We start from the raw sequence: 15,111 nt of genomic DNA on the forward strand, positions 1-15,111 counted from the left end.
AGGTCATTTCAGCGGCTTTTTCGGCGGGCAGCACGATGTCGGCGTAGGTCACCGGATCGGTGACCACGGCTTGTTGCATCAGCCTGTAGAACAGCATCCCGCGAGAGCTGGAGGTGCGGCGGTTGAAGCGGAAGACGAACTCGTCCAGGTAGGCATCCAGGTGTTCGGGTTGGACCGAACCGTGATGGGTGCCCAGAATCCAGCGTTTGATCAGCGAGGCCACCCGGTGCACCCCGGCCATGGAGACATGGGCCGGCACATCCGAGCCGAGCATGATGTTGCGTTGATGGTCATAGCCCAACTCCGACAGCGATCGGTAAGCGGCCGAGCCATCCGTTTTCACTGTCGTACCGGGCTCCACCGACGCTTGAACGAACGGCACCACGAACTCCTCGGAGTCCTTGTCGATGCGTCGCAGACGGATGCGCCCGAACCCCTTGGGTTGCAGCGCCTCCACTGCCAGGACGACCAGTACCTTGCTCGTGTTGTTCTTGCGCCCCGCTGGGGAAATGGGCTGTTTGCGGTCCGTGATGGCCAGGTAGGTTTCATCGACCTCGACCACGCCCTTGAGTCGATCACGGTCGGGCCGCACCATCGCCCGGCGAAACCGATGCAGCATGGTCCAGGCAGTCTGGTAGCTGCCCAAGCCGAGCACCCGTTGTAGGCCCAAGGCGCTGACGCCTTGCTTCTGGTTGGTCACATACCAAGCCGCGGCCAGCCAGACCTTCAAGGGCGTGCGGGTCTTGTCGAAGATCGTGCCGGCAGTGACGGTGCTTTGGTGCCGGCAGTCCCTGCATAGCAACCGGGTTCGGCTGGCGCGCGACGGCGGCGACATCGCGCCGCAACTCGGACAGACAAACCCTTGTGGCCAGCGCAGGCGCTCCAGATAGGCCAGACAGGCATCCTCGGAGGAGAACCAATCCAGAAATTCACTCCAGGTGCGGGGGTAGTCTTGAATGAGGACTGGCATAATAACTGTATATTTAACCAGTATATCCAAACTCTGTGGAGCTAAGAGGATACCCCTTCTAGGCAGCTCGTCATCCAGCACAGTCCAAAAGTCGCTGGCCGGCTCCGCATTGCGTCAGGCTGGCAGCTCAGCTCAGACCGGCGCCCAAACCGAGAGCCGAGCGTCCCGGGCCTTGGACAATCCCAACTCAGCGCCGGTGACCAAAACTTTGGCCGGTAGCGTCGTCTCGCAGGCCAACCGGCGGCGGTAGTTCGCCGTAGCCCGCGGAGAGTGCGGAACTTGTGGGGCTCTATGACAATGCCGCAAACGCTTCCAAATTTCATCGAAGACCTGCAGGATCCGGAGCTTGCACCGATGCTTTCTCCCGCCCGCTACATTAGCCTGCTGGAAATGGACGTCGAAACGCTGGCTCGAAATGTAAGGGTAAGCGCGTTGTCCGCCTTATCGCGCGCAGCTGTAACAGCGGCGACCCAGAGATCATCAAGTGCGTGTCGTAGCTCCTTAGGTGCACCCTCATTTATCGCAAGGGAGTCCGATGCGGCAACCCCGAGCCGCGGCCCAAGAGTGGCAAACCAGGTCTCCAACATGGGACTGACGGTATTCGGTGAGCCGCGACCGATCTTCAGGCGCACCCGCTCTATCGTCGGTCGTTCGCCAGCGGCGATCAAAGCATCCGCTGCCGCCCAGACTTCTTCCTGCTGAACACCTCTCGTACTTTTCGATTGCATGGTCCGACTCCAGTCGTTATATTTACCAACGATAAGAGATTGTTATCGTGATCTATTTGATATTTACGTAATACATCATACATATCATGTATGAAATTAATTAATAGCCCGCCCTAAATCGAACATGCGCCTTCCGGTCCTCCAGAAAGTCCCTGCTCTGCAGCCAACCGAGCTCAGCGACGTCACGCGGCGCGCCGTCGAAGACCTGCTGCGCGAGGGCGAATCCAAAAACACCATGGCCAGCTACAAAAGCGCCCTGCGCTATTGGGCCGCCTGGTACGGCATCCGCTACGGTGGACAGATCCAGCTGCCGGTGCCCTCCCCTTGCGTGCTGCAGTTCATCGTGGACCATGCTGAGCGGACGACGGACAAGGGCTTGGTGTCCGAGCTGCCGGCCTTGATCGACCAGACGCTGGTCCAGGCTGGCTACAAAGGCAAGCTGGGTGCGCTGGCCCATAACACCCTGGTCCACCGGATTGCCGTCCTGTCCAAAGCGCACCAGGTGCGTGAACTTAAGAATCCCTGCCAGGACCCGACGGTGCGTGAACTGCTGTCACGCACGCGCAAGGCCTACGCCAAGCGCGGCGCCCTGCCCCAGAAGAAAGACGCGTTGACTAAGGCGCCCCTGCAGGCCATCCTGGCCACCTGCGACGACTCCCTGCGCGGCAAGCGGGATCGCGCTTTGCTTTTGTTTGCCTGGGCTAGCGGCGGGCGTCGGCGCTCCGAAGTCACGGGGGCCGACATGCAGTTCCTGAAGCCTATCCCCGAGGGCTTTGTCTACAACCTGGCGTACTCGAAGACCAACCAGGCGGGGGTGGATCTGCCTGAGAACAACAAGCCGCTGCTGGGGCCGGCAGCTGTTGCGCTTACGGCCTGGCTGCAGGCTAGCGGGGTTGGATCGGGGGCGATTTTTAGGAGTGTGCGTAAGGGTGGGCATCTGGGGGAGCGGCTCTCCCCGGCCGCGGTTCGGGCCATCGTGAAGGAGCGATGTGCCTTGGCCGGGATCGAGGGGGCGTTTTCTGCGCACTCACTGCGGTCGGGCTTTGTGACCGAAGCTGGACGGCAGCAGGTACCGCTGGCCGACACCATGACCATGACGGGGCACCACAGCGTGGCTACCGTAGTGGGGTATTTTCGTGCCAATGCTTCTCTTCAAAGTGCCGCAGCGAATTTGTTGGCTAAATCATTGCAATGATTCGTTGCGCCTCAAACGGCAGAGTGCCGTATGCTAGCACCCTGCGCAGATTGACGCTTACTTCACTTCAAAGCGCGCCGTGGCCGGTGGCTTGCCCGCCAACGTCACTACCGCTATACCTTTGGTGCCTTTGGCGACCTTGAAGGCACCTTTGGCTTCAAGCTTGTCGCCGACAGGGGTCAGTTCCACTTCTGATTTTTCCGTGCCGTTGAGCAAGGTCACTTTGGCCTTGGCGCCGTCCAGCTTCAACGCTTTGCCGTGGTCGCTGATATGGATCTGCAATGTGTCGGGTTTGGCGACGATCTCGAAGTCACCGGCTTTGGTCTCCACCACCACGCCGCCGAATTTAGGATCGTGGCCGTGAGCCCCAGCGGCCAGGGCGGCTGCACCGGAGAGAGCGAGGGAGGCGGCGAGGAAGAGTTGGTTGAGTTTCATGGAAAACCTTTCAGTAAAGTTAGGGAGCGAGAGAAAATTCAAAACGATTCAGTTCCTGAATCGGCCACCAACGCCTCAATCGGCTTGCGGCCGAACATCGCGACCATCGCCGGTGTTAAAAACGAGTCAAGCAGGGTCGAAGTGATCAGGCCCGAGAAAATCACCACGGCCACCGGATGCAAGATTTCAGTGCCTGGCATGTCCGCCTCGAACAGCAGCGGCGCCAGCGCCAGCGCCGCCACCAGCGCAGTCATCAGCACCGGCGTCAGCCGCTCCTGCGAGCCGCGCAGCAGCATGGCAGTATCAAATTTTTCCCCTTCAAAAGCGCACAGGTTGATGTAATGCGAGACCTTCAAAATGCCGTTGCGGATCGCGATGCCTGCCAGCGTGATGAAACCCACCAGTGCCGCCACCGACAGTGGCTGACCCGACAGCCACAGCCCCACCACCGCGCCGACTAAAGCCAGCGGTATGTTGGCCATGATGATGGCGGCTAGTATCCCGGAGCGGTAGCGCGAGTAAAGAATTAAAAAGATCAACGCCACCGAGCCCAGCGACAGCAGCCCGATCAGGCGCGAGGCGTCTTCCTGCGCCTGGAACTGACCGCCGATCGTGATGAAGTAACCCTCGGGCAGTGCAGTGGCGGCAATTGCCCCCCGTATGTCGGCCACGACTTCGCTGAGCGCCCGTCCTTGCGTGTTGGCCGCCAGTACGATACGCCTGCGCCCGTCATCTCGACTGACCTGATTGGGCCCGTCACCCTCTTCCACGCTGGCCAACTGGCTCAGGGGCACCCGGCCGCCCGGGGTGTCTATCATCAGATTGCGCAAGCCCTCGATGCCGCGCGAGGCTTCCGGCAGGCGCAGCACCAGGTTGAAGCGGCGGCTGCCTTCGACGATTTGCGTCACGCTTTCGCCGTCGATCAACACCTGCAGCTCCTGCAGCAGCTTGGCCGGCGGCAGGCCCAGACCCAGGGCCCGGTCGTAGTCCACCTGGATTCTGATTTGGGGCGTCAGCACCTGCTTTTCGATTTCCAGGTCCACCACACCGTTGATGCCAGTAAGCTTTTGCCGCAGCGCCTCGGCCTGCGTGCGCAGGGTGTCCAGGTCGTCGCCAAAAATCTTGATGGCGATTTGCGAGCGCACGCCCGACAACATGTGGTCGATGCGGTGGCTGATTGGCTGGCCAATGCCGATGGCCGCCGGCAGTGTGGAAACGCGGCTGCGGATGTCGGCAAACACCTCTTCCAGGCTGCGCTCGCTGCGCTTGAGTTTCAAGTCGAGCTCCGACGCATGCACACCCTCGGCATGTTCATCCAGCTCGGCGCGCCCAGAGCGGCGCCCCACATGTTCGACCTCAGGCACATCCGCCAGAGCCTTTTCGGCAATCGCGCCGATGCGGGTCGACTCAGTGAGCGTGGTTCCGGGGTTCAGGCGCAGGCCGACCAGCGCCACGCCTTCGTTAAAGGGCGGCAAAAAAGTCGTGGGGAAAAAGGGCACGGCCGCCATGGCAAGCAGCGCCGCCGCTGCGCCGGCCAACACCCAGGTGCGAGGACGCCCCAGCACATATGCCAGTGCTTTCGCGTAGCGTGCTTTCAGCCATAGCTGGGCCCGCGTATCTCCATGGTCCAGCCCTTTCATTCTCGGTAACAGGTAGTACGCCAGCACTGGGGTGAGCGTCACCGAGACGAGCATTGATGCAAGCATGGCGACGATGTAGGCCACAGCCAGCGGCTGCATCAAGCGCCCCTCGACACCTGGCAGAAAGAACAGGGGCACCAACACCAGCACAACAATCAAGGTGGCAATCACGATGCCAGAGCGCACTTCAAGTGTGGCCTTGGCAATCAACTCCAAGGGGCCGAGTCGGCGGGTGGGATGCGCGGTGCGGTCCATCTTCAGGCGGCGCAGCACATTTTCCACGCCCACCACGGCATCGTCGACCAGCTCGCCGATGGCAATCGTCAGACCGCCCAGCGTCATGGTGTTGATGGAAAAACCGAAATACTTGAAAACCAGCACGGTCGCCATGAACGAAATCGGTATGGCCACCAGCGAAATCACGGTGGTACGAACGTTCAGCAGAAATAAATACAGTACCACCGCCACCACGGCAAACGCCAGCATCAACTTCCCTTTGAGAGTATTCACCGACGATTCAATAAAGTTCGCCTGGCGCATGGTGACCTTGGACTCACCCATGCCCGGCGGCATGCCTTTTTTCAGCTCTTCGATGGCGGCTTCGATTTTTTCCGTTAGTGCCACGGTGTCAGCAGCAGGCTGTTTTTGGATGCTGAGAATCACGGCGGGCTGGCCGTTCAAGCCCGCATCGCCGCGCTTGATGGCTGGCGCAAACGTGACCTTGGCCACCTGGTTGAGCTGGATCGGTTTGCCGTTTTGAAAGGCTACCGGCAGGCGCTCCAGGTCCTGCAGCCGGGTGGTGCGGCCGATGTTGCGGATCAGGTACTCGCGCGAATTGAGTTCGAGAAAACCGCCGCTGGAGTTGCCCGAAAAACCCTTGAGCGCGGACTCGATGTTTTCCAGATCCACCTTGAGCGCCGCCATCAGCGCGGTGTCGGGCTGCACCTGATACTGGCGCACCTCGCCACCTATCGGCACCACCTGGGCGACGCCAGGCAGGGTGAGCAGGCGCGGGCGCATCACGAAGTCGGCGTATTCGCGCACCGCCATCGGGCTGATCTTGCTGGTGTCGATGGGCAGGGCCAGCAGCATGATCTCGCCCATGATGGAGCTGATGGGCCCCATGCCGACGTGCGTCACCCCCTGCGGCAACTGCTCGCGTGCCAGCTGTAGCCGCTCGCCCACCATCTGGCGGGCGCGGTAGATGTCGGTTTTCCAGTCGAAGGTCACATAAACAAAGGACAGGCCGACGCTGGAAATCGAGCGAATGCTTTCCACCCCCGGTATGCCGCCCATGGCGATTTCTAGCGGCGCAGTGATGAGCTGTTCGACTTCTTCGGGCGCCATGCCACCGGCTTCGGCCTGCAGCGTGACCGTCGGTTTGTTCAGGTCGGGGAATACGTCCACCGGCATCTGAACCAGCGTAAACGCACCGACCAGCAGCAGTACCACCGACAGCACCACCACCATCAGGCGGTTGGCGAGGGAGGCGTGTATGAGTTTTTCAAACATGTTGTGCGGCCCTGCTCAGCGAACCTGGTTGACCAGCGGCGCACCTTGCGTCACCACCCGATCACCGGCTTTGAGGCCATCCACAATCGCGGCGGTGCTTCCGTCCAGAGGTACCTGGCGCACGGTGCGCGGCTGGAACACCTCGGCGCCGGTGTGCAACCACACCATGTCCTGGTTACTGGCGTTTTTGACCACGGCACTTATGGGCACGGCAAAACCCTTGACTTGGCTTTTGGTCTGCACGGTTACCTTGACCGGCTGGTTGATCGACAGGGGCAAAGCGTTCTTGCCCGGCAGGGTGCGAAACACCAGGGGAATCGCCCCTTCGCGCAGGCTGCTGCCGGCGCCGACAAATTGCAGTGGCACGCTTGCGCCGGGAGCCGGGCTGGCGCTGGCCGAGGCGATGTTGGCCGACAGCGCAGCATCAAAGGCACTGGCTTCAACACTCATGCGCGCGGGATCGACAATTTCGAACAGCACTTCGCGCCCCTCGACAACCTGACCAGCCACCACATTGGCAGCGGCAATGACACCGGAGACGGGTGCCACGAGGGCTTCGATGGCCGACACGCTGCCCGCGACCGCTGCCGCACGTTGCTGCAGGCTGATCACGTCGGACTGCACAGCTTCAATGTCCTTTTTCGGTACTGTGCCTTCGAGTTGCTGCAGACGCTCCACGCGCCTGCGGGCGAGGTTCAGGCTCGCGTTGAGTTCGGCGCTTTGCGCCTGCTGGTTGGCGCGGTCAATCGCGCTGCTGGAGGCGCGTACCACGGCAAGGACTTCGCCCTTGCGCACCACTTGCCCGAGTTGCGGCAGGCCGCGCGGACCAGCTTCGATACGCCCGGCCTGCGTCGGTTGCACCTTGCCGCCGGCGTTGCTGTCCAGCACCACCCGGCCTGTCAGTTCGACCGTGGTCGGCAAAGAAGCTTCCTGGGCGACCACGGTTCGCACACCGAGCTGGCGCTGGCTGGTCTTGGGCAAAAACACACCGCCGTCGGCCAGCCGCCGCGGCGTATTGCCGCCAGCTGCGGGGGCAGCCTCCCCGCCGGGGTCGTGGCCCGGTCCCGCCTGCGCGTCCAGGGTGGCTGTTGCGCCCAGGCCCAGGGCGCAGGCGGCAATTAACATGCCGGCCAGGCTTTTGCGGCGGCGGTTTCGCCATGCCGCAGCGGCGAGCGCCGCCAGCAGCAGTACAGCGCCCGCATAGGCGGCCCAGCGCAGCCAGGGTCGCTTCGCACTGGCATGATCGTCTTCAGCGTGGGGATCGGTGATGACCAGGTCGCCAGCCAGCAGGTCGGTGTCCTTGCCAGCGGCGACGACAAAACTGACGGCCAGAGCGCCCGGCTGGCCCAGCAAATCATGTTTGAAGCTGTAACTGCCGTCCGGCTGGGGCGCGGCGGTTCCTTTGGCTGTGCCGGCCTCGACTTCGATCTTTGCATCGGTGACCGGCTCGTTGCTCGCGTAACGGTCTAGGTAAATTTTCATCTCACCGTTCTCGACCACGCCGACCAGCTCGAACAGGTCGGAATGGCTGCTGATGCGCGGGGAGGTGACCACGCCGGCCGCCGCTGGCGCTTCTGCCCCGTGGTCTCCCCCAGCCCAGGCCGTGGCAAACAAACCAGACGCTATGAAAAAAATAGCTGTCAGCGCCTGCTGGATATGAGCTAGAGGCTTGTTTGGCTTGTAGATGAGGTTCATGGGAGCAATCCAAGGGCTTGGTTCAATTGGGAAATGGCACGCTGAAGGCCCACGCGGGCGCGCGCCAGGGATAGGTCGGCTTCAAACTTTTCGCTGTCGGCGCGCAGGCGGGTCGGCAGGTCGGACTCGCCGAGGCGGTAAGACTTGGCCACGAGGCCTTGCACCTCACTGCTCAGGCGCGCGCGTTCGGCCATGCTGGCCTGCGTGCGGCGGGCGGCGTCGAGCTCGGCCAGTGCCGATGCCAGTTCGGTCTGTATCTGTCTCTGGGCGGCGTCCAGTTCGGCCTGCGCGGCGTCGAGTTCTGCGCGTGCTGCAGCGATGCGCGGGGCGTTGCGGCTGTCGGTGCCGAAGGGGATTTTTATTGCCAGACGCAAGCTGGTCTCGCTTGCGGCGCCAAAGGCCGAACGTTCGCGCGTGACGCCTACTCCGACTGACATCGGGTCGCGTTTGTCGGTTTCGCTCAGTTCGAGCGAAGCTTGCGCCGCCTGGACCCGCGACTGTGCGGCCTGTAACGCAGGGTGGTCTGGACCCATGACCGGGTTGGCGGACGGGAGGGGCTCGTCCAGCGACGGCACTGCGGCCATGCCGGTCAGGGCCAGCCACTGGTTTTGCAGGCGGGCTAGGGCCTGCTGCGCCTGTTCCCGTCCGCTGGCGGCCTGTTGGACCAGGGACTGCGCCTGCAAACCGTCCACACGGGCGCTGTCACCGGCTTTCACGCGGCGTTCCACGTCCTGCGCCAGTGTTTGTGCTTCGCTGTGTTTGCGTTGGGCCAGGTCGCGTTCGGTACGTGCCACGGCCACGCTGACGGCTGCTTCGCGCACATCGGCAGCGAGTTTCAGTCGCGCCACCTGTTGCTGCGGCTCGAAACCCAGGCGCAGCGCTGCCAGCTCACGCTGGGTGGCGCCGCGCACGCCCGGGCTCCAGATCGGCAGTTCCAGCTCGGCTTCGTATTCCCGCAAGCCACCGTTGCTATTGAAGCGGTCGCTGCGATGCGCCAGCACGGCGCTTGGCGAGCCATTGATCCAGGATGATGCAGCGCGTTCCCGGGCCTGCAATTGGGCGCGGCGGCTGTCGGCACTGCGGGCTGCCGGGCTCAGGGCCCAGGCCGCGTCCAGCGCCTCGCGCAGGCTGGTGCCGCCCGTGGGTGCTGCGGCTTCAGCTAAGGATGGTAGGGGTCGCGGCGGCACAGTTTGCGCACTGGCAAGCGTGAGGGCGGCCGGCAGCAATAACGATGTGCAGGCAAGCCGCGACAAACGGAAAGGGGAAAGATCAAGCAAGAGCGTTCTCCGAAGCAAATCAAAACTTCGGCGAACCTTTGCACTCAGGACACTGGAAAAAGAAAGACTTTTGAAGCGCCCGTCAGGTCAAAGGTTCACCACCGATGAGGTGGTGAAGCTCCATTTGGGGCGTTCGATGTTGTTGGGCTGTTCGCGGCTGGCCCAGGCTTGCGGCGTGGGCAGCGGGGCGCCGACGCTCGCATCGGTGGAACGGAACTGAGCAGGCAGCATACCGGCCGCATGGCCATAGCCGCAGTGGCTATGGCTACAAGACTCGGTGGGCCCATGTTCATGCGCCGCGTCGGATGTTTCGTTGTCACCTGCAACGGTCAGTTGCCCCTCGAGGGCGTGGGCGGCAATGTGGCCCAGCTCCTGCGCAGCATCGGCTGCCGCGTGGGCATAGGCGCCGCCCGACAGCAGCGCTAACCAGAAAATCAGGAAGTGACAAACAAGACGTTTCACAGCCCCTATGCTAACAGCCGCGAAAGCCCCCGCGCCGCGCAAGGGATGAGGCCGGGACGGCCATTGGATAAAAATTGAATCTTTTCAGTACGGAGCAAGTGATACTCGTTTCAGTCTGGCTGGTGTAGTTCTGCGCAACCGCCTCGCACGGTGGAGGGCTTGGGCTACAGCCGCGTTCTCGGCGGCACCTTTCAAATTTTTGTAGTGGCAAAGGCCGGTCGTATTTGAATGCGTTGTTGACCAACCGCAGCCAACGACGCTGGCGATGGCGCTAAAACAGCCAGGCAAACCCCCAGACAAATGGTGTCAAAACGCCTGCTTTGACTTACACCCGATCCGAATTAACGCAGCCTCCCTCCGCAGAGCGGATGGTGATCAGATGGTCCCATCTGGAAATAAGGCTGCTGCAGCCGTTGTCCCGCAACTCGACGTGTGTGCCGTCGCTCGATGGAACCGAGATGTCGATGGTCTGAGGCCCGAAGGAAATGAAACCGAACAGCCGAAGTCCCACCACATACTTGCCCTCCTCCCGACGCTCGGAGAGCGCGGACGGCCTGACCGTCACGAACGCCACCATGGGCCATGCCACGTAATGCAAAAGCGTCATGACCTGCTCCAGTCACTGCTCAATCGAACAAGGCAGGAATGTGGACCTCGCGACAATCATCAGCACTCCTTCTGTTCTGCGGTCAGCCAGACCGAGCATGGGTTTTCAAAGTCAAAGTGCAGGCGGCTACGCACTGCCAAGTCGTGACGCATTCCGCCTTATTGGCCGCGGATTTTTAGGATTGCAGCCATCTGCAGTCGGTTGTGGCGTGAATACTAAAAGGACCAATGCCCGTCAGGATTACGGCGTTTAAAGCCTTTTGACTACAGGGCGCTATAGTGCTGAAAGTGAGCATGTGACATGCCTATATCGGCACGTTTCTTATGGAGATTGATATGCCACACCAAGTTCATGCCGCCTGCATTGAGGCCTGTAACGCTTGCGTCATCGCCTGTAATCACTGCGCCGCTTCGTGCCTGCAGGAGCCGGATGTGAAGATGATGGCCCGGTGTATTGCGCTGGACATGGATTGCGCCCAGATTTGTGCGGTCGCGGCCGCCGCAATGGCACGAGGCAGCGAAAACGCTAAAACGATCTGTAAAGCGTGCGCAGACGTCTGCCAAGCCTGCGGTGACGAGTGCGCCAAGCATGACATGGACCATTGTCAGGCCTGCGCGCGGGCCTGCCATGCATGCGCGCAAGAGTGCCGCAACATGGCGACTATGGATTGAGCAATTTAAATACAAGGAAAAATAATCATGTTTTCAAAGTTCACTCTTTTAAACGCCAGCCGCTTGGGCGCCGTGGCCTTGGCAGCAACTTTAGTTTGGCCTGTCGCGCATGCACAATCGTCTGGAGCGACTGGAGGCGCCATGTCAGGCATGCAAGGAAAACCTGCGGCCTCTGCTCCAATGCAAGGTGGCATGGACATGAAGGCCATGATGAAGGACAACAACGACAAGATGGCCGGGATGAATATGACCGGCAATGCCGACGCAGATTTCGCCATGATGATGCGGATGCACCACCAGGGTGCCATCGACATGGCGGAGGCTCAACTGCGCAGCGGCAAAGATCCTGAAATGCTCAAAATGGCCAAGAAAATCATTGCCGACCAGAAAAAAGAAATTGCCCAGTTTGATAAATACCTGGCAAAGCATCCTCACGAAGGCGCCAAAAAGTAAGGTCCTGCCAAATAAACCTGATGGATCAGTCGCTGCGTCGAGCCTTAACGCTGGCCGGCACGTTGTGAACTTGACCCAACTGGTCAAGGATTGGACAGTCAGGCCGGTGATCGCCATGGCAGCAATGAATTAAGGTCTCCAAGGCCCGCTTCATTGCCTCCATCTCTGACATCCTCTCGTTGAGATCAGCCACTTGCTTGAGCGCGATCTTTCGAACATCGCTGCTTGAGCGTCGTTGGTTTTGCCAAAGTTTGAGCAGCTCCGCAATTTCGGCCATGCTGAAGCCCAAGGCCCGGGAACGCTTGATAAAGCGAAGGGTGTGAACCTCTTTATCAGAGTACTGGCGGTACCCTGAGTCCGTTCGATCAACGCTGGGCAGCAGACCCAGCGACTCGTAATGCCGCACCATTTTTGCGGAGACATCGGATTGGCGAGCGGCTTCGCCGATGTTGAATGGCCCCCCCATATTCGATTGGTTCATGTGTTGCTTCCTTTCCAGCGGCGCAGCATCAAGGCATTCGTCACCACGCTGACGCTGCTAAAAGCCATGGCCGCGCCAGCAACCATGGGACTCAGCAGACCGAAGGCTGCCAGCGGCACACCCACCACGTTGTAGATAAATGCCCAAAACAGGTTCTGGCGGATTTTCGCGTAAGTACGGCGCGAGATGTCGATTGCATCAGCTACCAGGGCCGGATTGCCGCGCATGAGCGTCACGCCCGCAGCATGCATCGCGACATCTGTTCCCGTGGACATGGCGATTCCGACGTCCGCAGCTGCCAGCGCCGGCGCGTCGTTGATGCCATCCCCAACCATGGCGACGATGACGCCCCCGGCTTTCAGTTCACCCACGATCCTGGCTTTGTCTTCCGGCAGCACTTCGGCACGGATTTCATCAATGCCGAGTTGCTTGCCCACCGCCTGGGCACTGCCGCGGTTGTCGCCAGTCACCAGTACGGACCTGACACCTTGTTCGTGGAGCTTAGCGATGGCTAGTGCCGCCGTCGGTTTGACAGCATCGCCAAACGCCAGCAAGCCCAAAAGCACCGGTTGGTCTGTGATGTCAGCCACCCACGACACCGTCCGGCCTTGGGCCTGGAGCTCGGCGGCACGTCCCGATAAGGGCCCAAGGCCCACTCCCAGTTCGTCCATGAAACGTGAACTGCCAAGGCGCAGGTCACGCTGCGCCACTACGGCAGCCATGCCGCGGCCGGCAATAGCGCGAACTTTGGACGCCGATGTCAGTTGAGCGCCCTCTTGAACAGCGGCATCCATGACGGCGCGTGCCAAAGGGTGTTCGCTGCCCGCCTGGATAGAGGCACTTGCCGCAAGAAAAGCCAGACGATTGCCATCGACGGCATCGGCTGCTACCAGCTCTGGTTTGCCTTCGGTAAGCGTACCGGTTTTGTCGAACGCAACCACTTTGACGCTATGTGCAATTTCGAGTGCTTCGGCGTCCTTGATCAAGATGCCATGCCGGGCAGCAACCCCGGTACCAGCCATGATCGCTGTGGGAGTGGCCAGGCCCAGAGCACAGGGGCAGGCAATAACCAGCACCGCTACAGCGTTGAGAATGGCGTTTTCCCAGTTCCCCGTGCTGAGGCCCCAGCCCAGCAAGGTGACCAGCGCAATGCCGATCACCACCGGCACAAAGACCTCGCTGACCCTGTCGACCAAGCGCTGTATGGGCGCTTTCTTCGCTTGGGCGGATTCGACCAGCCGCACGATGCGCGCCAGGGTCGATTCGGCGCCAATGGCGGTGGTTTTTACCAGCAGCAAGCCTTCCGCATTCACTGAACCTCCGGTGACCTTGTCACCCTCGTGTTTGGCCACGGGCAGACTTTCGCCCGTGATCAGGGATTCATCGATCTGGCTGACCCCTTCCACCACCACGCCGTCCACCGGTACGCGTTCCCCCGGGCGAATGACCACGATGTCGTCCTTGAGCACCTGGCTGATCGGTATTCCGTGATCCTGTCCGTCCCGGCGCACCCGGGCTGTTTCCGGCCGCAACGCATTGAGCGCGCGAATGGCTTCTGTCGTCTGGCGTTTAGCACGGGTTTCCAGCCATTTGCCGAGCAGTACCAAGGTGATCACTACTGCTGAGGCCTCAAAGTAGAGGTGTGCCATTCCATGGTCACCGTGGACCAGCAATTGGTACACGCTCAAGCCATAACCCGCTGAGGTCCCAAGCGCCACCAGCAGATCCATGTTGCCGGCGCGCGCCTTGAGTGCTTTCCACCCAGAGCGGTAAAACCGGGCGCCCAGCCAGAACTGCACTGGCGTTGCCAAGGCAAATTGCACCCAGCCAGGGAGCATCCATTCGATGCCGAACAGCATGGCGGCCATCGGAATGACCAGCGGAATCGACAGCACGGCCGCGACAGCCACCGGCCACCATTCGTTGCCGCCCTTGACCGCCTCCCCCTGCCTCTTCTCCTCGGCGATCGCGCGCGCGGCATAGCCGGCCTTGGCCACCGCCGCAGTCAGAGCGCTGACGTCCAGATCACGGCTCGCCAGCTTAACCTCGGCGGTTTCGGTGGCCAAGTTGACTTGGGCGGAGGTCACGCCGGGCACTTTGAGCAAGGCTTTTTCGACGCGAGCAACGCAGGATGCGCAGGTCATGCCCTCGATACTCAATTGCACCGTTTGTTCGCCCACCGTGTATCCGGCCTTCTCGACGGCTGCGCGTAACGCATTCAGGGCCACGCCCTTATCGGCCCGGACGGTGGCCGCCTCGGTTGCCAGGTTCACGTTCGCCTCGCTGACACCCGGAATAGCCGAAAGGGCCTTCTCGACGCGGCTGACGCAGGACGCGCAGGTCATTCCCTCGACTGGTAAGGTCCAGTCGGTTTGGCCTGACGCGCTGGGTTGGAGTGCTGTTGCTATGTTCACGGTGTTCCTCATCTGCTTTTAGGCCGACATGGCGGCGATGAGGGAAATTCTGAACCTTCCCACCATGGAAGGGTCAAGCCGGTAGAAGTTAATTCCCTGCCCAGCATGTGGATATGTGACGAAACATTTTGACCTTGCCACGGTGGCAAGGTCTAAATTTAGACATTCCAATTTTTTAGGAGCCTTTGATGCTTGAATTCAACCTGCCAGACATGAGCTGCGGCCACTGCGCCAGCACCGTCGCCATGACCGCCAAGCTCGTCGATCCCAACTCCAAGGTGGATGTCGACATAAACACCAAAAGGGTCAAGATCGAATCGACCGAAGACCGGTCGGATTTCGTCGAAGCGCTGACCGAGGCTGGTTACCCGCCGGCACTTTGAGGTCCGGTTGACAGCACGCCACCCGACATTTTTGGGAGGCGATATCTCCGGACGAAATATCAGCTGTGTGCAGCCAAGCTCATGAAGATCGACGCCCGGTTGGGTGAAAGGAGAGGGATTCAGACATTTGCCCCATAGTACGCCCGCCCGCGCTGCTCAGCCTACAAAGCGACACATTGCTACCGAAC

14 protein-coding genes are annotated in these 15,111 nt (G+C 61.0%); 4 read left to right on the forward strand and 10 right to left on the reverse strand.

What is annotated here, in order from left to right; all coding sequences use genetic code 11:
• The coding region (locus B7G52_RS17555) for an IS1595 family transposase (RefSeq protein ID WP_141397488.1) at window positions 1-970 on the reverse strand (970 nt) is incomplete at its 3' end.
• A 371-nt stretch (window positions 971-1,341) separates the two neighbouring features.
• Window positions 1,342-1,698, reverse strand: a complete 357-nt coding sequence (locus tag B7G52_RS24170; protein WP_240523507.1) for a DNA-binding protein — start codon at window positions 1,696-1,698, stop codon at window positions 1,342-1,344.
• Between the two features lie 124 nt (window positions 1,699-1,822).
• Here B7G52_RS24170 and B7G52_RS17570 point away from each other — a divergent pair, with 124 nt between their 5' ends.
• On the forward strand, window positions 1,823-2,893 hold the full coding sequence (locus B7G52_RS17570; protein ID WP_096698826.1) for a site-specific integrase: 1,071 nt from the start codon (window positions 1,823-1,825) through the stop codon (window positions 2,891-2,893).
• A gap of 57 nt (window positions 2,894-2,950) precedes the next feature.
• On the opposite strand, the gene B7G52_RS17575 is transcribed toward B7G52_RS17570, so the two are convergent.
• From B7G52_RS17575 to B7G52_RS17595, 6 genes are all read right to left on the reverse strand, one after another.
• Window positions 2,951-3,328: a hypothetical protein gene (locus B7G52_RS17575; RefSeq protein ID WP_096698827.1), complete on the reverse strand. Its 378-nt coding sequence runs from the start codon at window positions 3,326-3,328 to the stop codon at window positions 2,951-2,953.
• 38 nt (window positions 3,329-3,366) lie between these two features.
• On the reverse strand, window positions 3,367-6,480 hold the full coding sequence (locus B7G52_RS17580; protein WP_096698828.1) for an efflux RND transporter permease subunit: 3,114 nt from the start codon (window positions 6,478-6,480) through the stop codon (window positions 3,367-3,369).
• Between the two features lie 15 nt (window positions 6,481-6,495).
• Complete coding sequence (locus B7G52_RS17585) at window positions 6,496-8,175, reverse strand: efflux RND transporter periplasmic adaptor subunit (RefSeq protein ID WP_240523508.1); 1,680 nt, start codon at window positions 8,173-8,175, stop codon at window positions 6,496-6,498.
• The gene (locus tag B7G52_RS17590) at window positions 8,172-9,452 is read right to left on the reverse strand and encodes a TolC family protein (protein ID WP_141397489.1); all 1,281 of its coding nucleotides are present in this window, start codon (window positions 9,450-9,452) and stop codon (window positions 8,172-8,174) included. Before B7G52_RS17590 ends, B7G52_RS17585 begins: the two co-directional genes overlap by 4 nt.
• An 87-nt stretch (window positions 9,453-9,539) precedes the next feature.
• Window positions 9,540-9,914 carry a hypothetical protein gene (locus B7G52_RS23405; RefSeq protein WP_141397490.1) on the reverse strand — a complete coding sequence of 125 codons (375 nt, stop codon included), beginning with the start codon at window positions 9,912-9,914 and terminating at the stop codon, window positions 9,540-9,542.
• Window positions 9,915-10,239: 325 nt separating this feature from the next.
• On the reverse strand, window positions 10,240-10,521 hold the full coding sequence (locus B7G52_RS17595) for a hypothetical protein (RefSeq protein ID WP_205853080.1): 282 nt from the start codon (window positions 10,519-10,521) through the stop codon (window positions 10,240-10,242).
• A 335-nt stretch (window positions 10,522-10,856) separates the two neighbouring features.
• Between B7G52_RS17595 and B7G52_RS24175 the strand changes: the two genes are divergently transcribed.
• Window positions 10,857-11,192: a four-helix bundle copper-binding protein gene (locus B7G52_RS24175; RefSeq protein ID WP_096698859.1), complete on the forward strand. Its 336-nt coding sequence runs from the start codon at window positions 10,857-10,859 to the stop codon at window positions 11,190-11,192.
• Between the two features lie 27 nt (window positions 11,193-11,219).
• Entirely contained in the window at window positions 11,220-11,645 is a 426-nt protein-coding gene (locus B7G52_RS17605; protein ID WP_240523509.1) for a DUF305 domain-containing protein, read from the forward strand.
• Between the two features lie 25 nt (window positions 11,646-11,670).
• Here the strand turns inward: B7G52_RS17605 and cueR are convergent, their stop codons facing one another.
• Entirely contained in the window at window positions 11,671-12,126 is a 456-nt protein-coding gene (cueR, locus tag B7G52_RS17610; protein ID WP_096698830.1) for a Cu(I)-responsive transcriptional regulator, read from the reverse strand.
• The gene (locus B7G52_RS17615; RefSeq protein ID WP_096698831.1) at window positions 12,123-14,552 is read right to left on the reverse strand and encodes a heavy metal translocating P-type ATPase; all 2,430 of its coding nucleotides are present in this window, start codon (window positions 14,550-14,552) and stop codon (window positions 12,123-12,125) included. The genes cueR and B7G52_RS17615 overlap by 4 nt, the downstream gene beginning before the upstream one ends.
• 176 nt (window positions 14,553-14,728) lie before the next feature.
• Between B7G52_RS17615 and B7G52_RS17620 the strand changes: the two genes are divergently transcribed.
• Complete coding sequence (locus B7G52_RS17620; RefSeq protein WP_096698832.1) at window positions 14,729-14,923, forward strand: heavy-metal-associated domain-containing protein; 195 nt, start codon at window positions 14,729-14,731, stop codon at window positions 14,921-14,923.
• Window positions 14,924-15,111 lie beyond the last annotated feature (188 nt).

This window comes from Polaromonas sp. AER18D-145, from assembly GCF_002379095.1.
Classification (GTDB): domain Bacteria; phylum Pseudomonadota; class Gammaproteobacteria; order Burkholderiales; family Burkholderiaceae_C; genus Polaromonas.